Source organism: Kitasatospora sp. NPDC097691 (genome assembly GCF_040302665.1).
Taxonomy (GTDB): Bacteria; Actinomycetota; Actinomycetes; order Streptomycetales; family Streptomycetaceae; genus Kitasatospora.
Genome location: NZ_JBEORY010000017.1, coordinates 101908 through 127038, shown reverse-complemented (window position 1 = coordinate 127038; position 25131 = coordinate 101908). Strand labels below are relative to the sequence as shown.

The window sequence follows — 25131 nt, the reverse complement described above, 5'->3', positions numbered from 1 at the left end:
GGCGCAACCAAGGAAGGTTACAGCGTGCTCATCGCGCGCGGGCCCAGATCGCTGCGGACCGGCAGGGGCGCGACCCGCACCCGCGCCCCCAGGATCGCCAGCCCGTGCGGGGCCACGACCACGGGTTCGAGATCCACCGAGGCGATCTCCGGAACGTCGTCCACCAGCTGCGACACCCTGAGCAGCAGCTCCTCCAGGGCGCCGGTGTCCACCGCCTCGGCCCCGCGCCAGCCGAACAGCAGCGGCGCGGCCCGCACCTCCCGGATCAGCCCGGCGACCTCCTGGTCGGTGGCCGGAACCAATCGGTGCGCCGTGTCGCCCAACAGTTCGGCCGGCGCGCCCGCCAGACCGAAGGACAGGATCGCGCCGACCGCAGGGTCCACCGTGGCGCCGATCACCGTGTCCACCCCGCGCGGCGCCAGCCGCTGCACCACCAGCTCGGCCTGCGCGGCGCCGCCGAGCAGTGCGTCCAGCTCGCGGTGGGCACGGCGCAGGCCCGGCTCGCCGGTCAGGTCCAGCCGGACACTGCCCAGGTCGGGACGGTGGCGCAGGTGCGGGGCGGTCGCCTTCAGGGCCACCGGGTAGCCGAGCGAGGCCGCCGCCGCGACGGCCGACTCCTCGTCCGGGGCGGGCAGCGTCGGCGAGACGTCGATGCCGTAGCGGGCCAGCAGTTCGCGGGCCTCGGCGTCCGGCAGGGTGATCCGGGCACCGCCGGGCTGGGTGCGCGCGGCGATCGCGGCCCGGGTGCTCAGCACCGCCTCCACCAGCGTGCGGGCACCGGGCTCGTCGATCCGGTCCAGCTCGGGGACGCGCGCGGTCTCCTCCGCCTCGGCCGTCCGGCTGCGCCACTGCGCGTAGTGGACGGCGTGGGCGAGGGCGCGCACGGCCCGCTCGGGCGCCGCGTACGCGGGGATGCCGCCGGGGCGCAGCCGGGCCGGCAGGTCGGTGAGCGCCAGGTGGGCCAGCAGCAGCGGCTTGCCCAACTCCTTGGCGCGTTGTCCGGCTTCGAGCAGGGCGGCGGCGATCTCCGGGTCGTCGGAGCCCATCTCGGGGTCGTCCTCGCCGGTGAGCCGGCCGCCCATGAAGGCGTGTGCGGAGGTACCGATCGGAGGGATGGCGACGGCGATCACCGCGTCCACGGCGGGGTCGGCGAGGGCGACGTCCAGCGCGATCCGGAAGTTCTCGCCGGTCGCGGCCGTGGTCAGGTCCACGGGGGTCCGCGGGCGCAGGCCGGCGCTCAGCAGGGCGTCGTAGGTGAGCAGGCCGAGCGAGTCCGAGTTGCCGACCACGGCGACCCGGTCCCCCGACGGCAGCGGCTGCTGCGCCAGCAGCTCGCCGGTGTCGTACAGCTCGGTGATGGTCGCGACCCTGATGACGCCCGCCTGTTCGAACAGCGCGTCGACGGTCTCGTCGCGCAGGCCGGTGGCGGTGGCCGGGACGGCGTGGCCGGGCGGCAGGCTGCCGGTGTGCCGGGCGCCCTTGACCACCACGACCGGCTTGACGGCGGCCAGCCGGCGGGCGATCCGGGTGAACTTGCGCGGGTTGCCGAAGGACTCCAGGTACAGCAGGACGACCTGGGTGGCCTCGTCCTCGGCCCAGTACTGCAGGAAGTCGTTGCCGGAGACGTCGGCGCGGTTGCCGACCGAGGCGAAGGAGGAGACCCCGAGACCGCGCCTGTGGGCGGCCTCCAGCAGGGCCACGCCGATCGCGCCGGACTGGCAGAAGATCCCGAAGCCGCCGCGGCCGGGCAGGCGCGGTGCGAGCGAGGCGTTCAGCGGGTTCGCCGGGTCGGTGTTGATCAGGCCGAAGGCGTTCGGGCCGATCACCCGCATCCCCGCCGCGCGGGCCTGGCGGACCAGCGCGCGCTGCCGGTCCCGGCCCTCCGGACCGGTCTCCGCGTAGCCGGCGGTGAGCACCACCAGCCCCTGTACGCCGTGGGCGCCGCACTCGGCGACGGCGGCCGGGACGGCGCCCTCGGGAACGGTGACCACCGCGAGGTCCACCGGTCCGGGGATCTCCAGGATCGACCGGTGCACCGGGACACCGTCCAGCTCCGTGCCGGGCGGGGCGTTGCGGTTCACCACGTAGACCGGGCACTCGGCCGGGGCGCTGCCCAGCAGGTCGCGCAGGATCGCCCGGCCGACCGTCTGCGGGGTGCGGGAGACCCCGATCACCGCGACCGAGCGCGGGGTGAGCAGCCGCTGCACGGAGCGCGCCTCGGCGCGGTGCTCGCGGGCGCGCATCACGGCGAGCGAGCGGTCGGTCTGTTCGAGGTCGAACTCCAGGTGCACCACGCCGTCGGCGAAGCTGCGGTGCTGGGTGTAGCCGGCGTCCGTGAAGACCTTCACCATCTTCCGGTTCTCCGGCAGCACCTCGGCCTGGAAGCGGCGGATGCCGCGCTCCTGCGCGACGGCCGCGATGTGCTCCAGCAGGGCCGAGGCCACCCCGCGGCCCTGGTGGGCGTCCTGCACCAGGAAGGCCACCTCGGCGTCGGTGCCGGTGGCGGAGGGACGGCCCTCGGCGTCGATCCGGTCGTACCGGACGGTGGCGATGAAATGGTCCCGGACCACGACCGCGAGACCGACCCGGTTCACGAAGTCGTGGTGGGTGAAGCGGCGGACGTCCTTGTCGGAGAGCCGGGGATAAGGGGCGAAGAAACGGAAGTATTTGGACTGTTCCGAGACCTGCTCGTAGAACTCCACGAGGCGCCCCGCGTCGGCGGGCGTGATCGGCCGGATCCGGGCCGTACCACCGTCGCGCAGCAGGATGTCCGCCTCCCAGTGCTGCGGATAGTCCGGTTGCTGCTCGGGGTTCACTGCCGCGGAGTCGTCCACATTCGTCAGGCTATCCGGCGGCGGGCCGAATGGCGCCGGGTGCGTGCCCACGGCAGGGTGAACGGGACCAATGGCCGGGGTTTATGCCCCGAAAAGAAACAATCACAACTCCTGAACGCGGCGGCTCGCCGGGGTCGCCTGCGTGCAACACTGGTCTAGACAACATGGCCGCTTCCCCCGCTCCCCCGAGCACGGCCGTGACCAGCTTCACCGGAAAGGCACGTCTCATGGCTGAGCGCCGCGTCACCATCGGTTGGGCCGAGGGCCTGCACGCCCGTCCCGCCTCCATCTTCGTCCGGGCCGTCACGGCCACCGGCGTGCCGATCACCATCGCCAAGCCCGGCGGCAACCCGGTCAACGCCGCTTCCATGCTCGGCCTCCTCGCCCTGGGCGCCCAGGGCGGCGACGAGGTCGTCCTGGCCTCCGACGCCGCGAACGCCGACGACGCGCTCGACCGCCTCGCCAAGCTCGTCCAGGAAGGCCTCGACGAGCTCCCCGCCGCGGCCTGAGGCCTCACGAACGCCCGATCGGGGTGCCGCCGGAATCCCGGCGGCACCCCGATCTGTTGTGGTCAGCCCCGGCCGACCTGGTCAGCCCTTGACGCAGACGACCTGCTTGAGGTGCGCGACCACCTCGACGAGGTCCTTCTGCTGCTCGATGACCTTCTCGATGTTCTTGTACGCGCCCGGGATCTCGTCCACCACGCCGCTGTCCTTGCGGCACTCCACGCCTGCGGTCTGCTCGGCCAGGTCCCGCGTGGTGAACCGCTTCTTCGCGGCGTTGCGGCTCATCTTGCGGCCGGCGCCGTGCGAGGCCGAGTTGAACGACGACGCGTTGCCCAGGCCGCGGACGATGTAGGAGCCCGTCCCCATCGAACCCGGAATGATCCCGAGGTCGCCGGAGCCGGCCCGGATCGCGCCCTTGCGGGTCACCAGCAGGTCGACACCGTCATACCGCTCCTCCGCCACGTAGTTGTGGTGGCAGCTGATCACCTCGTCGAAGGTGACCTCGGCCTTGGCGAACTCGCGCCGGACGACGCCCTGGAAGAGCGCCATCATGACCGCGCGGTTGTGCTTCGCGTACTCCTGCGCCCAGAAGAGGTCCTGGCGGTAGGCGCCCATCTCCGGGGTCTTCGCGAGGAAGACCGCCAGATCCCGGTCGATCAGGCCCTGGTTGTGCGGCAGCGAGCGGGCGACGCCCATGTGGTGCTCCGCCAGCTCCTTGCCGATGTTGCGGGAACCGGAGTGCAGCATCAGCCAGACCGCGCCGGTCGTATCGACGCACAATTCGATGAAGTGATTTCCTCCGCCCAGCGTCGCCATCTGCTGCATCGCCCGCTCGCGGCGCCACTTGACGTCCTCCGCGATGTCGTCGAAGCGCCGCCAGAAGTCGTCCCAACCGCCTGCCCGGAAGCCCTGCAGCTTGGCCGGGTCGACCGGGTCGGTGTGCAGGCCGCGGCCGACCGGGATGGTCTGCTCGATCTTGTTGCGCAGGCCGGACAGGTCGTCCGGAAGGTCGTCGGCGGTGAGCGAGGTCTTCACCGCGCTCATCCCGCAGCCGATGTCGACGCCGACCGCCGCCGGGCAGACCGCGTCCTTCATGGCGATGACGGAGCCGACCGTCGCGCCCTTGCCCAGGTGGACGTCGGGCATCACGGCGAGGCCGCGCAGCCAGGGCAGGGAGCTGATGTTGCGCAGCTGCTGCAGGGCCTGGCCCTCGACCGTCGCCGGGTCGGTCCACATCCGGATCGGCACCCGGACGCCGGGCACCTCGGTGTACGTCATGATCGAACGACCTCCACGGGTCGGGTGGTTCACGAGAAAATGGGGTGCCGCGCGAAGGAATCCCGGCGCGGCTCGGGGAAGTTCAGGGGTGGGCTCAGACGCCCAGGGCGGTGGCACGGGAGGAGTGCGGCCGTGGGGAGCGTCGTCGTATGGCTCGCTCGACCCGCATGGTGACCGCCTCCCTTCGTTCGTCCCGATCCGCGTTCGCACGTGCTGTGCGTCGGGGAACATCTATCCACGGAACCGGCAGGGCCCGCAAGGCATTTAAAAACGCGTCGGCCCGGCGGAGCAGGTGCTCCACCGGGCCGGTCCGTCGGTGCGGATCAACCGGTCAGCTGACGACCGTGACCTCGCCGATGCCGAGCGCCCGCACGTCGTCGGCGATCGCGGCCGCGTCGCCGACCAGGACGGTGACCAGGCGGTCCGGCGGGAACGCCGCGACGACCGCCTCGGTGGCGGCGGCGGTGGGCAGTTCGGCGAGCTGCCGGTAGATCTCGGCCTGGTAGTCGTCCGCCAGGTACTGCTCGACCTGGTCGGCCAGGGTGCCGGCCACCGAGCCCGCGGTCTCGTACTTCAACGGGGCGACGCCGACCAGGAACTGCACGGCCTCGTCGCGCTCGGCGTCGGTGAGGCCCTCGGCGGCGAGGGTGCGCAGGATGGTCCAGGTGTCGGCGAGCGCCGGGGCGGTGGAGGCGGTGTCCACCGAGCCGCTGATGGCGAGCAGCGAGCGCCCGCTGCCGTCGGCGGCGGAGCGCAGCGGCTGGGCGAAGGAGCGGACGCCGTAGGTGTAGCCCTTCTCCTCTCGCAGGACGCGGTCGAGGCGGGAGGTGAGGGTGCCGCCCAGGCAGTAGGTGCCGAGGGTCTGGGCGGCCCAGACCGGGTCGTGGCGGTCGGGGCCGATCCGGCCGATGAGCAGCTGGGTCTGGACCGAGCCGGGGCGGTCCACGATGACGACGCGGCCGCGGTCGTCGCCGGTGACCGGGGCGTGCGCGGAGGCCTCGGCGGCCGAGCCGGTCCAGGTGCCGAGGGTGCTCTCCAGGAGGGCGGGCAGGTCGACGCCGGTGAGGTCGCCGACCACGACGACGGTGCTCGTCGCGGGGCGCACGTGGGCCTCGTAGAAGGCCTTGACGGCGGCGCGGTCGATCGACTTGACCGTGTCGGCGGTGCCGGCGCGGGGCCGGGAGAGCCGGTCGGCGGCGTCGAAGAGCTCGGCGTAGAGGGCCTTGGCGGCGCGCCGCGCGGGGTTGGCCTGCTCGTGGACGATCTCGTCGAGGCGGTTGGCGACCAGGCGCTCGATCTCGGCCTCGGGAAGCGCGGGGGCGCGCAGGGCGTCGGCGAGCAGGGAGAGGCCGCGCTGGAGCCGGGAGGCCGGCACCTCCAGGGAGACCCGGATGCACGGGTGGTCGGCGTGCGCGTCCAGGGTGGCGCCGGCCCGTTCGAGCTCACCGGCGAACTCCTCGGCGCTGAGGGTGTCGGTGCCCTCGTTGAGGGCGCGGGCGAGGATCGCGGCGATGCCGTCGAGGCCCTCGGGCTCGGCGGCGAGCGGGGCGTCGACGAGGACCTCGACGGCGACCAGCTGCTGGCCGGGCCGGTGGCAGTGCAGGACGGTGATGCCGTTGCCGAGGGCGGCCCGCTCGGGGGCGGGGAAGGCCCACGGGCTGGGGGTGCCGGGCTGCGGCTGGGGGTGGAAGGTCATGGCGGGGACGTAGTCGGTGCTCATACGGCGGCACCCTCCTCTTCGGAAGCGTCGGAGTCGGTGTCGGAGTCGGCGTCGGCAGCGGTCGGCTCGTAGACGAGGACGGCCCGGTTGTCGGGGTGGATCCGGGCCTTGGCGACGGCCTGGACCTCCTCGGCGGTGACGTCGAGGACCTTGGGGAGGGCGTCGTTGAGCAGCTTGGGGTCGCCGAACAGCACGGCGTAGCGGCAGAGTTCGTCGGCGCGGCCGGCGACCGTGGTCAGCCGGTCCAGCCACTCGCGCTCGATCTGGGCCTGGGCGCGCTCCAGTTCCTCGGGCGTGGGGCCCTCGGCGGCGAAGCGGGCGAGCTCCTCGTCGACGGCGGCGTCGATCTGCGCGATGGTGGCGTCGCCGGAGGTCTTCACGTCGAGCCAGCCGAGGCTGGGGGCACCGGCCAGGCGCAGCAGGCCGAAGCCGGCGGCGACGGCGGTACGGTCGCGGCGGACGAGCCGGTTGTAGAGGCGGCTGGACTCGCCGCTGCCGAGGATGGTGAGGGCGAGGTCGGCGGCGTCGGCCTCGCGGGTGCCGTCGTGCGGGAGGCGGTAGGCGGCCATCAGGGCGCGGGACGGGACGTCCTCGTGGATCTCCTCGCGGAGCTCGCGGCCGATGGTGTCGGGGAGTTCGCCGGAGCGCGGGGGCTGCTTGCCGTCGTGGGCGGGGATGGAGCCGAAGTACTTCTCGACCCAGGCGATGGTCTGCTCGGGGTCGATGTCGCCGACGACGGACAGGACGGCGTTGTTCGGCGCGTAGTAGGTGCGGAAGAACGTCCGGGCGTCCTCCAGCGTGGCCGCGTCGAGGTCCGCCATGGAGCCGATGGGCGTGTGGTGGTACGGGTGGCCGTCGGGGAAGGAGAGCGCGGTGAGCTTCTCGAAGGCGGTGCCGTACGGGACGTTGTCGTAGCGCTGGCGGCGCTCGTTCTTGACGACGTCGCGCTGGTTCTCCATGGACGTGTCGTCGAGTGCGGCGAGCAGCGAGCCCATGCGGTCGGCCTCCAGCCAGAGGGCGAGCTCCAGCTGGTGGGCGGGCATGGTCTCGAAGTAGTTGGTGCGCTCGAAGCTGGTGGTGCCGTTGAGCGAGCCGCCGGCGCCCTGGACCAGTTCGAAGTGGCCGTTGTTGGAGACGTTGGCGGAGCCCTGGAACATCAGGTGCTCGAAGAGGTGGGCGAGGCCGGTGCGGCCCTTGACCTCGTGGCGGGAGCCCACGTCGTACCAGAGGCACACGGCGGCGACCGGGGTGAGGTGGTCCTCGGAGAGGACGACGCGCAGGCCGTTGGCCAGGCGGTGCTCGGTGATGGCGATGCCTCGGCTGGAGGCGGGGGCCGGGTTGGCCATGCGCTCGGGTCCTTCCCGTCGTCGATGTCGGGGTTCGTGTGGCGTCCCCCATTGTGGTGCAACGTGCGGGAGCCGTGTTCGTGTCCGCGCGGACGGGGCGTTCGCCAGGGGCGGAAGAGGGCCGCTGACCGGGAGTGTCGGCGCGAGGGTCCACAATGGGGGCGCCGCGCCCTGTCGACCACGCCCGGTTGACGGGTTCGGCGACGGGACGGCACCGATCGGCCGCCGACCGACCGACACACTGCCAGCGACACGTAAGGGAGCCCCGCCGCGATGGCCCGCCGCAGTTCGCAGACCCCGCCGCCCGGAGACTTCGAGGAGCGGATCCTCGACGTCGACGTCGTGGACGAGATGCAGGGCTCCTTCCTGGAGTACGCCTACTCGGTGATCTACTCGCGTGCGCTGCCCGACGCGCGGGACGGTCTGAAGCCGGTGCACCGCCGGATCCTGTACCAGGCCAACGAGATGGGCCTGCGCCCGGACCGCGCGCACGTGAAGTGCGCCCGTGTCGTGGGCGAGGTGATGGGCCGGCTGCACCCGCACGGTGACGCGTCGATCTACGACTCCGTGGTGCGCATGGCCCAGCCGTTCTCGATGCGGCTGCCGCTGATCGACGGGCACGGCAACTTCGGTTCGCTGGGCAACGACGACCCGCCGGCCGCGATGCGCTACACCGAGTCGCGGCTCACCGCGGCGTCGATGGCCATGGTGGAGTCGATCCACGAGGACACCGTCGACTTCGGCCCGAACTACGACGGCAGCGAGCAGGAGCCGCTGGCGCTGCCGGCCGCGTTCCCGAACCTGCTGGTGAACGGCGCGACGGGCATCGCGGTGGGCATGGCGACGAACATGCCGCCGCACAACCTGTCCGAGGTGGTGGCTGCGGCTCGGCACCTGATCAAGCACCCGAACGCGGACCTGGACACGCTGATGCGCTTCGTCCCCGGTCCGGACCTGCCGACCGGCGGGCGGATCGTGGGCCTGTCCGGGATCCGGGACGCCTACGAGTCCGGCCGCGGCACGTTCAAGATCCGGGCGACGACGACGGTGGAGGCGGTGACGGCCCGCCGCAAGGGCATCGTGGTCACCGAGCTGCCGTACAACGTCGGCCCGGAGAAGGTCATCTCGAAGATCAAGGACCTGGTCAACGCGAAGAAGCTGCAGGGCATCGCGGACGTCAAGGACCTGACGGACCGCGAGCACGGGCTGCGGCTGGTGATCGAGGTCAAGAACGGCTTCGTGCCGGAGGCGCTGCTCGAACAGCTCTACAAGCTGACGCCGATGGAGGAGACCTTCGGCATCAACAACGTGGCGCTGGTGGACGGGCAGCCGCTGACGCTGGGCCTGAAGGAGCTGCTGGAGGTCTACGTCGACCACCGCTTCACCGTGGTGCGCCGGCGCAGCGACTTCCGCCGCCGCAAGCGCGAGGAGCGGCTGCACCTGGTCGAGGGCCTGCTGGTGGCGCTGCTCGACATCGACGAGGTCATCGCGATCATCCGGTCGAGTGACAACGCGCAGCAGGCGAAGGAGCGCCTGATGGAGCGCTTCTCGCTGTCGGAGACGCAGACCGCGTACATCCTGGACACCCCGCTGCGCCGGCTCACCCGGTTCGACCGGGTGGAGCTGGAGCAGGAGAAGGCGAAGCTGACCGCGGAGATCGCGGAGCTGACCGAGATCCTGGAGTCGGACACCAGGCTGCGCAGCGTGGTGTCGTCCGAACTGGGCGCGGTGGCGAAGCAGTTCGGCACGGAGCGGCGGACAGTCCTGCTGGAGGCGGGGGCGGCGCCGTCGGCGGCGCTGGCGGTGCCGCTGGAGGTCGCGGACGACCCGTGCCGGGTGCTGCTGTCGTCGACCGGTCTGCTGGCGCGGACGGCGGACGGGGAGCCGTTCGAGCTGTCGGAGAAGCGCTCGAAGCACGATGTGATCGTGTCGGCGGTGCACGCGACGGCCCGTGCCGACGTGGGCGTGGTGACGTCCGCGGGCCGGGTGCTGCGGCTGCCGGTGATCGACCTGCCCGCGATGCCGCCGACCCCGTCGCCGAACCTGGCGGGCGGGGCCGCGGTGGGCGAGTTCCTGCGGCTGGAGGCCGGGGAGCGGGTGCTGGCGCTGACCACGCTGGACGAGTCCTCGCCGGGGCTGGCGCTGGGCACGCTGCAGGGCGTGGTGAAGCGGGTGGTGCCCGAGTGGCCGGCGAACAAGGACGAGTTCGAGGTGATCGCCCTCAAGGAGGGTGACGAGCTGGTCGGCGCGGTCGAACTGCGCACCGGCGAGGAGGACTTGGTCTTCATCAGCTCGGACGCGCAGCTGCTGCGCTACCCGGCGGGCCAGGTCCGTCCGCAGGGCCGCCCGGCCGGCGGCATGGCCGGTATCAAGCTCTCCGACGGCGCTCGGGTGCTGTCCTTCACCGCGGTCGATCCGGCCGCCGACGCCGTGGTGGTCTCGGTTGCCACCGCCTCCGGCACGCTCGCCGACGGTGAGCAGACGACCTGGAAGGTCACCCCGTTCGAGCAGTACCCGCGCAAGGGCCGCGCCACCGGCGGCGTCCGCTGCCAGCGCTTCCTGCGCGGCGAGGACGCCCTGGCCTTCGCCTGGGCCGGCGCCGCCCCGGCGCGCGCCGCCGCGGCCAAGGGCGTGCCGGTCGACCTCCCCGAGCGCGACCCCCGCCGCGACGGCTCCGGCACCCCGGTCACCACCCCGGTCTCGGTGGTCGCCGGCCCGGCGTAACGGCCCGCACCCGGCGGAGGGGTACCGGATGCCTCCGGTACCCCTCCGCTTTTCGTGCCCGCTCTGCTCTTTCGTGCCCGCTCTGCTCTTTCGTGCCCGCTCCGCTTTTCCGTGCCCGCTCCGCTTTTGCGTGCAGGCCCGCTCGGAAATCCGGGGTCGCCCCCCGCCGGACGGCCTGGCGGTCCCGCTCGTCGACGGCGTGCTGAGCGTCGTCCGCAGTACCCGCCTGGAGTTCGCCGACCTCCCGACCGTCCCCGCACCGCAGTACGACACGGTGGACGCGGAGGTGGCACAGCGGGTGAAGGCCGCCTTCGGATGATCGGGAGAGGGCGATCAGGTGAGGGTAGCCTTGCCCGGGTGAGCACCTGTGCGACGTTGTCGCGTGAACTTTCGGAGCCGCTGGCCGCGACCGCGGCGGTGGCGAGCACCTGGCTGCTGGTGGAGCAGAACGGGCCGTGGGGTGCGAAGGCGCTGCACGAGAGCCATCTGGACGCGGCGGTCGGGCGGGCGCTGGAGGAGGCCGCGGCGGGGACGGGCGTGCGGGTGGCGCTGGTCCGGCGGCCGGGGCGGCACGCGGACTGCCTGCCGACGGCGCGGCACGAGGTGATCGTGGCGCACACGGTGCCCGGCCGCGGCTGGGTGCGCCGGGCGCAGGTGGCGGACCCGGCGGAGCTGCTGGGGCTGGACTTCTCGGCGCTCGGCGCGGGCGACCACACCGGTTTCGGGGCGGAGCACGTCGGCGGCCCGGTGGCGCTGGTGTGCACCAACGGGCGGCGGGACCGCTGCTGCGCGCTGCTGGGCCGTCCGCTCGCGGCGGAGCTGGCGGCGGCCGGACACAGCGAGGTGTGGGAGGTGACGCACCTGGGCGGGCACCGCTTCTCCCCGACGATGCTGGTGCTGCCGTACGGCTACGCGTACGGGCGGCTGACGGCGGAGAGCGCCAAGGAGGTGCTGGCGGCGACGGCCTCCGGGCACATGGTGCCGGAGTGGTCGCGGGGCTGCTCGGGCTGGGAGCGTCCGGGCCAGGCTGCCGAGCACGCGGTGCGGCTGGCGACCGGTGAGACCGGGGTGGACGCGCTGACGCTCACCCAGCGGCCGGACGGCGCGGGCCGCTGGCTGGTGACGGTGCTGCACCGGGACGGTCGGGCCTGGGAGGTGGACGTGATCGAGTCGGCGAGCGAGCCGGCGCGTCCGGAGAGCTGCGGCAAGGCGGCGGGGACGCCGTCGCGGATGGACGTGCTGTCGGTCCGGGGCCTGTGAAGGCGGCCCCGCGCCCGTGGGGGTGAGCGCGGGACCGCGGCGCCGGGTGGTCAGCCGGTGGCCTTGCCGACGAACTCCGTGGTGTACGTCTTGGACAGGTCGATCGACCCCTCCTTGCCCTTGACGTCCGGGTGGAACGCCGCGAGCACCGAGAGCACGGTCTTCGGGCCGTCGGCCGGCATCACGCCGTCCGTGGTGAACATCGGCAGCGTCGCCTTGATCGCCGCCGCGTACTGCTCGGCGCCGCCCTGCGCGTAGTCGGCGGGCATCTTCGCGGCGATCTCCTCGGGGGTGTGGGTGGACATCCACCTGAGGGTCTTCACGAAGGCGTTGGCGAGCTTCTGGGTGGTGTCCTTGTTCTTCTCCACCCAGTCGATGTTCATGTACAGCGAGGACGACGGGTACAGCCCGCCGAGGGCCTGGCGGGAGCCCTCGGGGGTGCGCATGTCGTAGAGGACCTTGCCGAGGCCCTTGTCCAGGATGGTGGTGACGGTCGGGTCCGTGGTCATCCCGGCGTCGATGCTGCCCTGCTGGAGGGCGGCGATGAAGGTCTGGCCGGCGCCGACCGCGATCGGGCTGAACTCGCTGACGGCGGCGCCGTTCTTGACCGCGAGGTACTTGGTGAGGAAGTCGGTCGAGGAGCCGATGCTGGTGACGCCGAGCTTCTTGCCCTTGAAGTCGGCGCCGGACCTGACGGCGTCGGCCTGCTTGGTGGAGACCACCTCGACCTCGCCGGGCGCCTGGGCGAACTGCACCACGGACTCGACGTTCTTGCCCTTGGCCTGCAGGTCGATGGTGTGGTCGTAGAAGCCGACGGCGCCCTGGACGTCCCCGGCGAGCAGGGCGGTGGTGGCGTTGACGCCGGCGGGCTCGGTCATCAGCTCGACGTTGACGCCGGCCTCGGCGAAGTAGCCGAGCCGCTGGGTGAGCATCGCGGGCAGGTAGATGACCTTGTCGAGGCCGCCGACCATGATCTTGACCTTGGGCCCGTCGACCTGCTGACCGGCCGGGGCGGCGACCGCCCCGTGGCCGACGGTGGCGGCGTCGTTGGCGCAGGCGGAGAGCGGGAGGAGCAGGGCGGCGGCGAGGACGGTGGCAGCGGCTCTGCCAGTGGAGTTCGGGCGCATGGGTGGGGGTGCCTCTCTCTTCTTACCGGCGGGGGGTGTCAGCGGCCGTCGCCCGCGTCGGCGGGCTTCCAGCGGAACAGCTTCTTCTCGGCGAAGGTCAGCAGCCCCTCGGTGAGCAGCGCGACGACGGCGAGGATGGTCATGGCGGCGTACACGCCGGCCGCGTTGAAGGTGCCCTGGGCGGCCGCGACGAGCAGGCCGAGGCCCTTGGTGGCGCCGATGTACTCGCCGACGATGGCGCCGATCAGCGCGAAGCCGAAGCTGACGTGCAGGCTGGTGAAGATCCAGGTGGTGGCGGCCGGGATGACCACCTGAAGGGTGACCTTGCGGTTGTCGGCGCCCAGGATGCGGGCGTTGGCGACGAGGTTGCGGTCCACCTCGCGGGCGCCCTGGAAGGCGTTGAAGAAGACCGGGAAGAACACCAGCACCACGGCGGAAGCGACCTTGGAGGCCGGGCCGAGGCCGAACCAGATCAGGAAGATCGGCGCCAGCACGATGCGCGGGATCGCGTTGAGCACCTTGATGTACGGGCCGAACACGTCCGCCAGGAAGCGGATCCGGCCGAGCGCGATGCCCAGCAGCACCCCGCCGACGACGCCGATCACCCAGCCGGTGAGGGCCTCGTAGAGGGTGTATCCGATCTGCTCGCCGAGCGAGCCCTGCGCGGTGCCGTGGGTGATCCACTGCCAGATCTGGTCCCAGATCCTCGACGGCTGCGAGAAGTTGAACGGGTCGATGACGCCCGTCCGGGCGCAGACCTCCCAGAGGCCGAGGAAGGCGGCGAGGACCGCGGCCCTGACGCCGTGGACGCCCAACTTCCGGTTGCGGGCGGCCCGTTCACGGGCCTCGGTTCTCGTCGTGACGGCCGGGGGCTTCCCGGCGACGGGCGATGCGGTCTCGGACGCGGTCTCAAGCGGCACGACCCGCTCCTCTCTCCCGGGTGATGCGCACCTCTTCGCCGAGCGAGGCCCAGATCTCGCGGTACAGCTCGACGAACCTCGGTTCCAGCCGGACGGCCTCCACGGTGCGCGGTCGTGGCAGGTCGACGGTGAAGACCTCCTTGACGGTGGCCGGTCCCGCGGTCATGACGACGACCCGGTCGGCGAGCGCAATGGCCTCGTCCAGGTCGTGGGTGACGAAGACGACGGACGAGCCCGTGCCGGCCCACAGCTCCAGCAGCTGGTCCGACATGAGGGCGCGGGTCTGCACGTCCAGCGCCGAGAACGGCTCGTCCATCAGCAGGATCGCCGGGTCGTTCACGAAGGTCTGGGCGAGCGCGACGCGCTTGCGCATGCCGCCGGACAGCTGGTGCGGGTAGCGGTCCTCGAAGGCGGCGAGGCCGACCCGGCCCAGCCAGTCCCGGGCCCGTTCCCTGGCCTCGGCGGCGGGCACGCCGCGGAATCGCGGGCCGGCCATGACGTTGGACAGGACGGTGCGCCAGGGGAAGACGGCGTCCTGCTGGAAGACGAACCCGACCTTCGGGTCGATCCCGCCGACGGGCTCGCCGTACACCCGGACCTCGCCCTCGGTGGGCTCCTCCAGACCGCTGACCAGGGTCAGCGTGGTCGACTTGCCGCAGCCGGTGGGGCCGACGACGGCGACGAACTCGCCCTGGGCGACGGTCAGATCGAGATCGCGGACGGCGGTGTGCAGGGCCCCGGACGGGGTGCGGAACCGTTTGGTCGCGCCGGTCAGCTCGATCGCCGGGGTTGTGCTCATTCGTTCCTCCCGGGTCAGTGCTTGCCCCGGAAAGGTAGGAGCGGCCCCGGCCCCGGCGGGAGCCTTCTTCGCGTAGTGCGACTTCTCCGCATTGAGGGGTGTTCTGCTCGTTTTGCTTCCGCTACAACTGCGGGGACGCGGCTGACAGAAACCCGCCCGAAACGTAGGGTGTCCCGACCCCCACCCGCGGACGCCCCGGCTCCTCCCGAGCACACGCCCCCGCCCCAGAACCGCCCCCGCCCGAGAACCGCCCCGCTCCCCCGCAGAACCAGCCGGACGCAGAACCACCCGCAGCACCGCCCGCCCCCAGGACTCCCCGCACCCCGCACCCCCGCACCCCCGCGAAACCGCCCGAAGCCGCCGAGAGGAGGCCCGGATGAAGCTCCCCCACTGGCCCCGCCGGGTCTTCGCCCAGCTGCTGCTGAGCCAGACCGTCGTCACCGTCGGTGTCACCGCCGTGACCGCCGGGCTGTTCCTGGCCCCGGTCAGCAGCGAGCTGGACCACGACGCGATGCAGCGGGCGCTGTCGATCGCCCAGGCCACCGCGACCGACGAGACGATCGCCCGGGCCGCCGACGCCCGCGACGTGGTGACCGCGCAGCGCAACGCCGAGCAGATCCGCCTGGCCACCGGCGCCAGCTTCGTGGTGGTCACCGACCTGGACGGGATCCGGCTCTCGCACACCGACCCGGGCCGGATCGGCCACCGGGTCAGCACCGACCCGGAGCCCGCGCTGGCCGGCCGCAGCGTCACCGCGATCCAGGAGGGCACCCTGGGCCGCACCGCGCGCGGCAAGGTTCCGCTGCGGATGTCGGACGGCCGGATCGTCGGCGAGGTGTCGGTGGGCATCAGCGACGACTCGATCCGCCGCCGGCTGCTGACGATGCTCACCGGGATCCTGCTGTGCGCGGGCGCCGGCCTGGCCGCCGGTACGGTCGCCACACTGGCGCTGGCCCGCCGGCTCAAGCGCCGCACCCACAACATCGCGCTGGCCGACATCTCCGCACTCCTGGTGGAGCGGGAGGCGATGCTGCACGGCATCCGCGAGGGCATGCTCGCGCTGGACGAGCGCGGCCGGATCCGGCTGGCCAACGACGAGGCGGTCCGGCTGCTCGGCCTGCCCGGGGACTGCACCGGCCGCCCGATCGCCGAGGTGCTGCCGCCGGGCCGGCTGACCGACGTGCTGACCGGGCGGATCACCGGCGCCGACCTGCCGGCCGTCCGGGACGACCGGGTGCTGGTGGTGAACCGGATGGCGACCGCCGCGGAGCTCGGGGACCGACCCGTGGGCGGCGCGGTGGTCACGCTGCGCGACCGCACCGAGCTGGAGTCGCTGGTCCGCGAGCTGGACACCACCCGCAGCCTCACCGAGGCGCTGCGCGCCCAGGACCACGAGCACGCCAACCGGATGCACACCCTGTTGGGCCTGCTGGAACTGGGCCGGCACGAGCAGGCCGTGGCGTTCATCTCGGAGCAGTCCGGCTCGCACGCCGTGGTCGCCGCGCGGATCGCCGAGCAGGTGCAGGATCCGCACGTGGCGGCGCTGCTGGCGGGCAAGACGGCGGTGGCCGGCGAGCGCGGGACCCGGCTGGCGCTGGCCCCGGCCGCACACCTGCCGGACGCGGTGGTGGACGCGCGGGCGCTGGTGACGGTGCTCGGCAACCTGATCGACAACGCGGTGGACGCGTTGACGCCGGGTGGGGGCGGCCGGGTGGAGGTGAGCCTGGCGGCGTCCGGCTCCACCCTGCTGCTGCAGGTCGCGGACAGCGGCCCGGGCGTGCCGGAGGAGCTGCGCGAGCAGGTCTTCGAGGAGGGGTGGACCAGCAAGGACGCACCCGCGCACCGTCCGCGCGGGCTGGGGCTGGCGATGGTGCGGCGGCTGGTCGAGCGGACCGGCGGCCGGATCGTGCTCGACGCCGGGCCGATGGGCGGCGCCCGGTTCACCGTCGAGCTGCCCGAGGCACTGCTCACCGATCGGCTCGTGGAGGCGTGATGATCGACGTACTCGTGGTGGACGACGACTTCCGGGTCGCCGACGTGCACGCCGCGTACGTGGCCAAGGTGCCGGGCTTCCGGGTCACCGGCACCGCGCACTCGGCCGCGGAGGCACTGGCCTCGCTGGAGCGCCGCCCGGTGGACCTGCTGCTGCTCGACCACCACCTGCCCGACGAGACCGGCCTGGCCCTGGTGCGTCGACTGCGGGAACGCCAGGTGGCCTGCGACGTCATGATGGTGACCGCCGCCCGCGACGTGTCGACGGTGCACGCCGCGATGCAGCACGGCGCGCTGCAGTACCTGGTCAAGCCCTTCACCTTCGCCGGGCTGCGGGACAAGCTGGCGGCGTACGCGCAGCTGCGGCACGCGCTCGCCGCACCGGCCCGGGAGGCCGGCCAGGACGAGGTGGACCGGCTGTTCGCGACCCTGCGCAGCGCCGCCGCCCCGGCCGGGACGCTGCCCAAGGGGCACTCAGCGCCGACCACCGACCTGGTGCTCGGCGTGCTGCGCGGGGCGGGTCGGCCGCTGTCCGCCCAGGAGGTCGCCGACGCCACCGGGCTGAGCCGCTCCACGGCGCAGCGCTACCTCAAGCAGCTGGAACGGGACAGCCGGCTGCGGCTGACCCTGCGCTACGGCGACACCGGCCGCCCGGAGCACCGCTACGGGCTGGCGGCCCGCGCATAGCCCCGGGCCTGCGGCGCGGCGCCGGGGCGACGGTCACGGCCCCTGACCGGGTACGGGCTCCGGGCCTCCCGACCGCCGACCACACCAAGGGGCGGGGACAGGGACAGGCCGCGGGAACCGGCCCCGGACACGGGGGAACCCCGGCGGCCCCAGGCCCGCCGGGGTTCCCCGGGCGCGACGGCTCAGGCCGCGCCCGCACCGGTGAGGGCACGCACCTCCAGCTCGGCGAACCGGTCCGCGTCGGCGGGCTCGGGCGAGGTGATCGTCCCGATCCAGCCCGCCAGGAAGCCGAGCGGGATGGAGACGATGCCGGGGTTCTCCAGCGGGAACCAGTGGAAGTCGAGGCCGGGGAACAGCGCCACCTTGGTACCGGAGACCACCGGCGAGAAGACCACCAGCACGATGGCCGGGACCAGCCCGCCGTACACCGACCAGACCGCGCCGCGGGTGGTGAACCGCGACCAGAACAGGCTGTACAGCAGGACGGGCAGGTTGGCGGAGGCGGCGACGGCGAAGGCCAGGCCGACCAGGAAGGCGACGTTCAGCTGCTGGGCGTAGAGGCTGATGACGATCGCCGCCGCGCCGATCCCGCCGGCCGCGAACCGGGCGACGACGACCTCCTGTTGCTCGGCGGCTCCGGGTCCCGGCTCCTCCGCCGCCCGGGACGTCGCGACGCCCTCGGCCGACCGGGTCGCCGGGACGGCGTCGCCCCGACGGCGGCGCCCCCGGGCGCGCGCTGCCCGTGCCCGCCGCGGTCGGGTGCGCCAGGCCCCGGCCCAGATGTCGTGGGCGAAGGCCGCCGAGGAGGCCAGGGTCAGCCCGGCGACCACGGCGAGGATGGTGGCGAAGGCGATCGCCGAGATCAGCGCGAACAGCACCACCCCGCCGGTGCTGCCGTTGCCGCCGCCGAGCACCAGGGCGAGCAGCGGCACGGCGGTGTTCCCGGCCGCGTTGGCGTGCCGCACCTCGGCCGAGCCGACCAGCGCGGTGGCGCCGAGGCCGAGCGCGATGGCCATCAGATAGAAGCCGCCGACCAGGCCGATCGCCCACATCGTGGAGCGGCGCGCGGCGCGTGCGGTGGGCACGGTGTAGAAGCGGGACAGGATGTGCGGCAGGCCGGCGGTGCCGAGCACCAGGGCGAGGCCGAGGCTGAAGAAGTCCAGCCGGCTGGTGAAGCTGCGCCCGTACTTGAGCCCGGGTTCCAGGTAGCGGTGCCCGGCGCCGCTGTGCTGCGCGGCCTGGCGCATCAGCTCGCCGAGGTCGCCGTGGAAGCGGACCACCAGCAGCACGGTGAGCAGCACCGAACCGGCGGTGAGCAGGAAGGCCTTGATGATCTGGATCCAGGTGGTGGCCCGCATCCCGCCGATCGTGACGTAGACGATCATCAGGGCGCCGACCGCGATGATGGTCCAGGTCCGGGCGTGCGGGCTGTCGGTGCCGAGTAGCAGGGCGACCAGCGAGCCGGCGCCGACCATCTGGGCGACCAGGTAGAGCAGGGTGACGACGACGCTGGCGCCGCCGGCCGCGGCGCGCACCTTGCGGCGGCGCAGCCGCAGCGCGAGCACGTCGGCGAGCGTGTACCGGCCGGCGTTGCGGACGAGTTCGGCGACCAGCATCAGCACCACCAGCCAGGCGACCAGGAAGCCGATGCTGTAGAGCACGCCGTCGTAGCCGTACAGGGCGATCAGCCCGGCGACGCCCAGGAAGGACGCGGCGGAGAGGTAGTCGCCGGAGAGGGCGAAGCCGTTCTGCAGCGGGGTGAAGTCGCGGCCGCCGGCGTAGAAGTCCTCGGCGGCGTTGCCCTGGCGGCCGACCCACAGGGTGATGCCGAGGGTGACCAGGACGACGACGGCGAACAGCACGATCGCGAGCGAGTGGTGGTCGCCGGTGGGGGCGACGGGGGGCGGGGTGGCGGTCGTCAGCACGGTCGTCACCGTGCTCCGCACCGCACCGGTCATCAGGGTCGTCATCACGCTCGTCATCGCAGTTGGTCCTGGGTGTCCCAGCGCAGGCCCAGGGCGGCGCGGTCGCGCTTGGTCCGGGCGTTGCGGGCGTAGAGCCAGGTGAGCAGGAAGGTGGAGGCGAACTGCAGCAGGCCGAGCAGCCAGGCCACGTTGAACGGCCCGGCCACCCGGGTGCGCATCAGGCCGGGGGCGGCCGCCTGGGCGGCGACGTACAGCAGGTACCAGCCGAGGAAGGCCCCGGCGACCGGGAAGACGAACGAGCGGTGGCTGCGGCGGATGTCCTGGAAGGCCGCGCTGGCCTGGACGGCCCGGTAGACCTCGGTGCGGTCGACGGCCTCCGGACCGGCCCCGGCGACCGGCCCGTCCCGGTGGGGCGACGGGTCGGCGGGCCCGGCCGCGACCGGCTGCTCCGGACGGGCGGGGGCCGTGTGACCCGGGGCCGCGTGAGCCGGGGCCGTCCGGGCGGGCACCGGCTGCGCCGGCACGACCGTTCGGCGGTGCGGCGCCGACGGCTCGGACGGGACGCCGGACGGAGCGCCCGGCACGACGCCGGACGGGGCGTCGGCCGGGGCACCGGACGGCGCGTCGGACGGGATGCCGGTGGCCGGAGCGGCCCACCAGTCGAATCGCTGCCCCTGGCCGGGACTGCTCGCCTGTTGCTGTGGCACTGCTGCTCCTGGACGGCCGGACGTTCTGACCCGAACCATGATGGTGGCCGCCGGACAGCCCCTCCGACCATCGCAGATACGTTCACTCGATGAGGTGATCGATCATCCGACAGACACTCATCCGACTACTGCTGCGTACCGGTGATTCCGTGTCGGAACGCGTACGCGACCGCCTGCGCGCGGTCCCGGACGGCGGTCTTCGCGAACAGGTTGTTGATGTGCGTCTTCACCGTGGCCTGGCTGACGAACAGCCGTTGGGCGATCTCGGCGTTGGAGAGCCCCTCCGCGATCAGCGCCAGCACCTCGGCCTCCCGGGCGGTCAGCCCGTCGGGCAGTTCCCCCGGCCGGGCGGCGGGCCGTTCGACCGTCGGCACGGACCGGCCCTGCTGCTCCGACAGCCTTTCCAGCAAACGGAGTTGGACCTGCGGCGAGAGCCCGGCCGCGCCCGACCGGACGTCCGCGATGGCCCGGGCGATCTCGTCGGCTCCGGCGTCCTTGGTGAGGTAGCCGCGTGCCCCGGCCTGCAGGGCCGGGAACAGCGAGTCGTCGTCGGCATAGGTGGTGAGGATCACGACTTCGGTCTCCGGGTGGGCCGCCCGGATCCGCCGGGTCGCCTCGACGCCGTCGCAGCGCGGCATCCGGAGGTCCATCAGCACCACGTCGGGGTGATGCCGCTCCACCAGGGTGACGGCCTCCTCCCCGTCCCCCGCCGCGCCGACCACCTCGATGCCGGGCAGCAGCCCCAGCAGCATCACGATGCCCTCGCGCACCACCGTCTGGTCGTCCGCCACCAGCACCCTGGTGACCGCCTCCGTCATGCCGGCACCCGCAGCAGCACGCGCCACCCTCCGTCATCCGGGCCCGCCAGCAGCGTGCCGTCGAGCAGTTCCGCGCGTTCGCGCATTCCCAGCAGACCGTACCCGCCACCACTGGCGGCCAGCTCGCCGGAGGACTCACCGCGCGGCGACCGGGTGTTGCGCACTTCCAGCTCGACCACGTCGTCCAGGTAGCGCAGTTCGACCGAGCAGCGGGCGCCCGGCGCGTGTTTGCGGACGTTGGTCACCGCCTCCTGCGCCGTGCGCCGCACCGCCAACGCGGCCTCGGCGGCCAGCGGCCGGGGTGTACCGGTCACGGTGAGCGGGGCGCGCTCCCGGTCGGACAGTTCGACCAGGAACTCCCCGACCGGGGTGAGCTCGCCGCGCAGCGCGGACAGCGCCTGCCGGGTCTCGGCCAGCCCGTCCTGCGCCATCCGCCGGGCGGCGACGACCCGTTCGCGGATCTGCGCGCGGTCGGTGTCGCGCTCCAGCATCAGCCGGGCCGCCTCCAGGTGGACGAGCTGCGCGGAGAGGCTGTGGGCGAGCACGTCGTGGATCTCCCGGGCGATCCTGGCCCGTTCGGCGAGCGCCGCGCTCTCCGCCTCGGCCGCCCGGGCGGCCCGCTCCTGGACCAGCAGCCGGCGGGCGGTGCCGCGCGCCTCGATGTCCAACCGCAGCAGGAATCCGACCAGGACGGAACCCCCGACGGTGGCGCAGACGCTGAGCCAGCTCGCCGGGGACGCCGCCGTGTAGGAACCCAGCGCGGCCGCGGCAGCGAGCAGCGCGGGCGCGGGCGGCAGTCGGATCAGTACCGTGACGGCCAGCCCGATCCAGAGGAAGTCGGCCAGTGTGTGGGCCAGCCCCCGGTTGGCGAGCCAGGCGCCGCCGACCAGGGCGGCGGACAGCAGGTACGAGGCCGTCGGGCGCTGCTCCCGGGTGACGCGCAGGTACAGCGCCCAGAGCGCGACGGCCACGACCAGCCCCGCCGCCGCGGCCGCCGCCGCCCAGCCGGCGTACTTGCCGTCGGAGAAGGTCCCCCAGCCGACGACGGCCAGCAGGACGGTCCGGCCGAACACGCTGAGGACCCGCCGCGGCCGGCTCTCGGCCTCGCGTTCCAGCCCCTCGCGGGACGGCCAGCGGGTCCAGTGCCACCCGGCCACGGGTGCCTCCTCGGTGCTCACGGCGGTTGATCAGTGCAGGTGGATCAGTGCAGGTGGATCAGTGCAGGACGGCGGTGGTCGGCGCGGGGTCCAGCATCCGGGCCCGCCAGTTCACCACGAGTGAGCGGACCAGCAGCATGACCGCCATGCCCAGCATCAGCGAGCTGCCCGACTGGTGGACGTGCAGCGCCGAGCCGATCCCGTACAGGCCGACCCGGACGGCGATCATCCCACCCCAGGCGGCCATGGTGGCCTTGGTGCCCTTGGCCAGCACGGCGCCGTCGGTGTCCCGCCAGAGCCGTACCGTCCAGCCCCAGATCGAGCCCATCGCGAGCACCGTGACCAGTCCGGCGGCCAGCAGGGCCGCCGAGAGCCCGGTGTGCTGGTGGTCGATGATCTGCGGATCGCGCAGCGCGAGCGCGCCCAGGATCAGCGGCAGCAGCCAGAAGCGGCGCTCGGTGTCCAGGCGCTGGACGCGCATCTGGCGCTGGACAACCACGACCACCACCACGGCGATGACGAGGAGGTTGGCGATGGCGCTCATGGGGATCTCCGTCCCGACGGAAGGCTTCTGCTGACCTCTCCGACGCTACGGACCGGGGCTTTCCCGCTGATCGGAGCCGGGGTGGACCTCGGGTGGAACGCAAACGCGCGGGCCCTCCACCCGTGGGTGGAGGGCCCGCGCGGACGGCCGGCGTCAGGCGTCGATGCGCGAGCGGTCCAGGGTGGCCGCGGAGTCCACGATGAACTCCTTGCGCGGGGCGACGTCGTTGCCCATCAGCAGGTCGAAGATCCTCTCGGCCTGCTCCAGGTCGCCCAGGTTGATCCGGCGCAGGGTGCGGTGGCGCGGGTCCATGGTGGTCTCGGCCAGCTGGTCGGCGTCCATCTCGCCGAGGCCCTTGTAGCGCTGCACCGGCTCCTTCCAGCGCATCCCCTTGCGCTGGAACTCCAGCAGGGTGGAGCGCAGTTCGGCGTCGGAGTAGGTGTAGTGGTACTTCTCCTGGCCGCGCTTGGGGCTGGTGAGCTCGATCCGGTGCAGCGGCGGCACCGCGGCGAAGACCCGGCCCTGCTCGACCATCGGCCGCATGTAGCGGTGGAAGAGGGTGAGCAGCAGGGTGCGGATGTGCGAGCCGTCGACGTCGGCGTCGGCCATGAAGATGACGCGGCCGTAGCGGGCCTGGTCGATGTCGAAGGTGCGGCCCGAACCGGCCCCTATCACCTGGATGATCGCGGCGCACTCGGCGTTCTTGAGCATGTCGCTCACCGAGGCCTTCTGCACGTTGAGGATCTTGCCGCGAATCGGCAGCAGCGCCTGGAACTCGGAGTTGCGGGCGAGCTTGGCGGTGCCGAGCGCGGAGTCTCCCTCGACGATGAACAGTTCGCTGCGGTCGACGTCGTCGCTGCGGCAGTCGGCCAGCTTCGCGGGCAGCGAGCTGGTCTCCAGCGCGGTCTTGCGGCGCTGGGCCTCCTTGTGCTGGCGTGCGGCGACCCGGGTGCGGGCGGCGGCGACGACCTTCTCCAGGACGGCCCGGGCCTGGAGCTTCTCGTCCTTCTTGGCCGAGGTGAGGAAGGCCTTGAGCTCCTTGGCGACGACGGCGGCGACGATCCGGTTGGCCGCCGAGGTGCCGAGCACCTCCTTGGTCTGGCCCTCGAACTGCGGCTCGGCGAGCCGGACGGTGACGACCGCGGTGAGGCCCTCGGTGGCGTCGTCCTTGGTGATGTCGTCCTCGGCGACACGCAGCAGCTTGCCCGCCCGCAGCGCCTCGTTGACGGTCTTGGCCAGCGAGCGCTCGAAGCCGGTGACGTGGGTGCCGCCCTTGGGGGTGGCGATGATGTTGACGAAGGAACGCAGGGTGGTGTCGTAGCCGGTGCCCCAGCGCAGCGCGATGTCCACGCCGAGGTGCCGGGTGACCTCGGTGGGGGTCATGTGGCCGAGCTCGTCCAGGACGGGCACGGTCTCCTTGAAGGTGCCCTCGCCGCGCAGTCGCAGCACGTCGCAGACCGGCTTGTCGGGGGCCAGGAACTCGCAGAACTCGGCGACGCCGCCGTCGTAGCGGAAGACCGACTCCTCGATCTGCTCGCTCTCGGTGAGCCGTTCGTCACGCACGACGATGGTCAGGCCGGGGACGAGGAAGGCGGTCTGCCGGGCGCGGCTGTGCAGCGTCTCCAGGGAGAGCTTGGCGTCCTTGAGGAAGATCTGCCGGTCGGCCCAGTAGCGGATCCGGGTGCCGGTGCGGGTCTTGGGCACCTTGCGGGCCTTGGTCAGGCCGTTGGCCGGCTCGAAGGGCGCGTCCGGGCTGGTCTCGGTGAAGATGCCGGGGGTGCCGCGGCGGAAGCTGATCGCGTGGGTGTGGCCGCTGCGGTCGACCTCGACGTCCAGCCGGGCGGAGAGGGCGTTGACCACCGAGGCGCCGACGCCGTGCAGACCGCCGGAGGCCGCGTAGGAGCCGCCGCCGAACTTTCCGCCGGCGTGCAGCTTGGTCATCACGACCTCGACGCCGGACAGCCCGGTCTTGGGCTCGACGTCGACCGGGATGCCGCGCCCGTTGTCGCGGACCTCGACGGAGGAGTCCGGGTGCAGCACGACGTCGATGCGGTCGCAGTAGCCGCCGAGAGCCTCGTCGACGGAGTTGTCGATGATCTCCCAGAGGCAGTGCATCAGGCCGCGGCTGTCGGTCGAGCCGATGTACATGCCGGGGCGCTTGCGGACCGCCTCCAGGCCCTCCAGGACGAGCAGGTGCCGCGCGGTGTAGTTGGAACCGTCGTCGCCGGCCAGCAGCGCGGACGGCACGGTCGTTTCGGCACTCACGCGGCACTCTCCTCGGTGAAGTTCTGTCTCATCGGTCACATCCGGACGGATCCGGACCAAACGCCAGTGCAGCACGCCGCACCGACATTCGTCGCTCTGCGTGCCCACACCCCTCCGCCGGGTGCACAGCACGTCGGCCCGGCCCCGCGCAGCTTGTACGCGCTGCGCGAACAAGGACCGCTCCGGGGCGTGGGCCCCGGGGGCGCCATCTCCTCCCGGTAGCACCGGTCCTGGCGGATCGTGGGGCCCGGTGCAGGCTCCGGAACTGCCGTTATGCAGGCTACCGGGGCCCGGGACGGGGCTTATGCTCCAACCCGGCAGAGGATTATGCTACGCGGAACCTCGAACCCGATCCCGATCGGACGTTCGAGCGATGGGCGGATCCCGGGTTTTCGGCACGCATGAACCACCGGCCCCCGGGGCACGTCCTCATCAACACAGCAGAATCCTCAGAGAAGAAAAGCCACGAGCGGGAACGTTTTCGGCCTGGTTGGATGTTGACCCTGGTACGACAGCTCGTCG

Annotated in this window: 18 protein-coding genes; 5 read left to right on the top strand and 13 right to left on the bottom strand. The window is 72.7% G+C overall.

Annotation, left to right across the window (positions count from 1 at the left end; genetic code table 11):
- Window positions 1-17 precede the first annotated feature (17 nt).
- Window positions 18-2834 (bottom strand): bifunctional acetate--CoA ligase family protein/GNAT family N-acetyltransferase, encoded by a 2817-nt coding sequence (locus ABTY56_RS15175; RefSeq protein ID WP_350629209.1) that lies wholly within the window; start codon window positions 2832-2834, stop codon window positions 18-20.
- A gap of 227 nt (window positions 2835-3061) precedes the next feature.
- On the opposite strand from ABTY56_RS15175, the gene ABTY56_RS15170 reads away from it, so the two are divergent.
- Window positions 3062-3343, top strand: a complete 282-nt coding sequence (locus ABTY56_RS15170) for an HPr family phosphocarrier protein (RefSeq protein WP_350629208.1) — start codon at window positions 3062-3064, stop codon at window positions 3341-3343.
- 81 nt (window positions 3344-3424) lie between these two features.
- Here ABTY56_RS15170 and ABTY56_RS15165 read toward each other — a convergent pair whose 3' ends face one another.
- The 3 genes from ABTY56_RS15165 to ABTY56_RS15155 form a co-directional block, all read right to left on the bottom strand.
- Window positions 3425-4618, bottom strand: coding sequence for an RtcB family protein (locus ABTY56_RS15165; protein ID WP_350629207.1), 1194 nt, complete (start codon window positions 4616-4618; stop codon window positions 3425-3427).
- Window positions 4619-4949: 331 nt separating this feature from the next.
- Window positions 4950-6314 (bottom strand): M16 family metallopeptidase, encoded by a 1365-nt coding sequence (locus ABTY56_RS15160; RefSeq protein WP_350629233.1) that lies wholly within the window; start codon window positions 6312-6314, stop codon window positions 4950-4952.
- Between the two features lie 20 nt (window positions 6315-6334).
- The gene (locus tag ABTY56_RS15155; protein ID WP_350629206.1) at window positions 6335-7684 is read right to left on the bottom strand and encodes a M16 family metallopeptidase; all 1350 of its coding nucleotides are present in this window, start codon (window positions 7682-7684) and stop codon (window positions 6335-6337) included.
- 273 nt (window positions 7685-7957) lie between these two features.
- Between ABTY56_RS15155 and ABTY56_RS15150 the strand changes: the two genes are divergently transcribed.
- Entirely contained in the window at window positions 7958-10408 is a 2451-nt protein-coding gene (locus tag ABTY56_RS15150) for a DNA gyrase/topoisomerase IV subunit A (protein ID WP_350629205.1), read from the top strand.
- Between the two features lie 357 nt (window positions 10409-10765).
- Window positions 10766-11668 carry a ferredoxin family protein gene (locus ABTY56_RS15145; protein WP_350629204.1) on the top strand — a complete coding sequence of 301 codons (903 nt, stop codon included), beginning with the start codon at window positions 10766-10768 and terminating at the stop codon, window positions 11666-11668.
- A gap of 50 nt (window positions 11669-11718) precedes the next feature.
- Here ABTY56_RS15145 and ABTY56_RS15140 read toward each other — a convergent pair whose 3' ends face one another.
- Genes ABTY56_RS15140 through ABTY56_RS15130 form a run of 3 tightly spaced genes read right to left on the bottom strand, consistent with a single transcriptional unit; the run spans window position 11719 to window position 14514 of the window.
- On the bottom strand, window positions 11719-12795 hold the full coding sequence (locus ABTY56_RS15140) for an ABC transporter substrate-binding protein (RefSeq protein WP_350629203.1): 1077 nt from the start codon (window positions 12793-12795) through the stop codon (window positions 11719-11721).
- A gap of 38 nt (window positions 12796-12833) precedes the next feature.
- Window positions 12834-13715 (bottom strand): ABC transporter permease, encoded by an 882-nt coding sequence (locus ABTY56_RS15135; protein WP_350629202.1) that lies wholly within the window; start codon window positions 13713-13715, stop codon window positions 12834-12836.
- Window positions 13705-14514 carry an ABC transporter ATP-binding protein gene (locus ABTY56_RS15130; protein ID WP_350523335.1) on the bottom strand — a complete coding sequence of 270 codons (810 nt, stop codon included), beginning with the start codon at window positions 14512-14514 and terminating at the stop codon, window positions 13705-13707. Before ABTY56_RS15130 ends, ABTY56_RS15135 begins: the two co-directional genes overlap by 11 nt.
- Window positions 14515-14890: 376 nt before the next feature.
- On the opposite strand from ABTY56_RS15130, the gene ABTY56_RS15125 reads away from it, so the two are divergent.
- Together ABTY56_RS15125 and ABTY56_RS15120 are read left to right on the top strand one after the other, a co-directional pair.
- Window positions 14891-16507 (top strand): sensor histidine kinase, encoded by a 1617-nt coding sequence (locus ABTY56_RS15125; protein WP_350629201.1) that lies wholly within the window; start codon window positions 14891-14893, stop codon window positions 16505-16507.
- Window positions 16507-17193 (top strand): response regulator, encoded by a 687-nt coding sequence (locus ABTY56_RS15120; protein WP_350629200.1) that lies wholly within the window; start codon window positions 16507-16509, stop codon window positions 17191-17193. Before ABTY56_RS15125 ends, ABTY56_RS15120 begins: the two co-directional genes overlap by 1 nt.
- A 182-nt stretch (window positions 17194-17375) precedes the next feature.
- On the opposite strand, the gene ABTY56_RS15115 is transcribed toward ABTY56_RS15120, so the two are convergent.
- From ABTY56_RS15115 to ABTY56_RS15090, 6 genes are all read right to left on the bottom strand, one after another.
- Complete coding sequence (locus tag ABTY56_RS15115; RefSeq protein ID WP_350629199.1) at window positions 17376-19175, bottom strand: solute symporter family protein; 1800 nt, start codon at window positions 19173-19175, stop codon at window positions 17376-17378.
- Window positions 19172-19825, bottom strand: a complete 654-nt coding sequence (locus tag ABTY56_RS15110; RefSeq protein WP_350629198.1) for a DUF485 domain-containing protein — start codon at window positions 19823-19825, stop codon at window positions 19172-19174. Before ABTY56_RS15110 ends, ABTY56_RS15115 begins: the two co-directional genes overlap by 4 nt.
- A gap of 125 nt (window positions 19826-19950) precedes the next feature.
- Window positions 19951-20643: a response regulator transcription factor gene (locus tag ABTY56_RS15105; protein ID WP_350629197.1), complete on the bottom strand. Its 693-nt coding sequence runs from the start codon at window positions 20641-20643 to the stop codon at window positions 19951-19953.
- Window positions 20640-21800, bottom strand: coding sequence for a sensor histidine kinase (locus ABTY56_RS15100; protein ID WP_350629196.1), 1161 nt, complete (start codon window positions 21798-21800; stop codon window positions 20640-20642). Before ABTY56_RS15100 ends, ABTY56_RS15105 begins: the two co-directional genes overlap by 4 nt.
- A gap of 58 nt (window positions 21801-21858) precedes the next feature.
- Entirely contained in the window at window positions 21859-22344 is a 486-nt protein-coding gene (locus ABTY56_RS15095; RefSeq protein ID WP_350629195.1) for a DUF1453 domain-containing protein, read from the bottom strand.
- A gap of 153 nt (window positions 22345-22497) precedes the next feature.
- Window positions 22498-24609, bottom strand: coding sequence for a DNA gyrase/topoisomerase IV subunit B (locus ABTY56_RS15090; RefSeq protein ID WP_350629194.1), 2112 nt, complete (start codon window positions 24607-24609; stop codon window positions 22498-22500).
- Between the last annotated feature and the right edge of the window lie 522 nt (window positions 24610-25131).

Excerpts from the sequence above, each read along its gene's own strand:
- ABTY56_RS15170 (WP_350629208.1), top strand. The coding sequence starts at position 3,062 with ATGGCTGAGCGCCGCGTCACCATCGGTTGGGCCGAGGGCCTGCACGCC.
- ABTY56_RS15095 (WP_350629195.1), bottom strand. The coding sequence starts at position 22,344 with ATGAGCGCCATCGCCAACCTCCTCGTCATCGCCGTGGTGGTGGTCGTG.
- ABTY56_RS15140 (WP_350629203.1), bottom strand. The coding sequence starts at position 12,795 with ATGCGCCCGAACTCCACTGGCAGAGCCGCTGCCACCGTCCTCGCCGCC.
- ABTY56_RS15165 (WP_350629207.1), bottom strand. The coding sequence starts at position 4,618 with ATGACGTACACCGAGGTGCCCGGCGTCCGGGTGCCGATCCGGATGTGG.
- ABTY56_RS15130 (WP_350523335.1), bottom strand. The coding sequence starts at position 14,514 with ATGAGCACAACCCCGGCGATCGAGCTGACCGGCGCGACCAAACGGTTC.
- ABTY56_RS15115 (WP_350629199.1), bottom strand. The coding sequence starts at position 19,175 with ATGACGAGCGTGATGACGACCCTGATGACCGGTGCGGTGCGGAGCACG.
- ABTY56_RS15105 (WP_350629197.1), bottom strand. The coding sequence starts at position 20,643 with ATGACGGAGGCGGTCACCAGGGTGCTGGTGGCGGACGACCAGACGGTG.
- ABTY56_RS15155 (WP_350629206.1), bottom strand. The coding sequence starts at position 7,684 with ATGGCCAACCCGGCCCCCGCCTCCAGCCGAGGCATCGCCATCACCGAG.
- ABTY56_RS15120 (WP_350629200.1), top strand. The coding sequence starts at position 16,507 with ATGATCGACGTACTCGTGGTGGACGACGACTTCCGGGTCGCCGACGTG.
- ABTY56_RS15150 (WP_350629205.1), top strand. The coding sequence starts at position 7,958 with ATGGCCCGCCGCAGTTCGCAGACCCCGCCGCCCGGAGACTTCGAGGAG.
- ABTY56_RS15125 (WP_350629201.1), top strand. The coding sequence starts at position 14,891 with ATGAAGCTCCCCCACTGGCCCCGCCGGGTCTTCGCCCAGCTGCTGCTG.
- ABTY56_RS15160 (WP_350629233.1), bottom strand. The coding sequence starts at position 6,314 with ATGACCTTCCACCCCCAGCCGCAGCCCGGCACCCCCAGCCCGTGGGCC.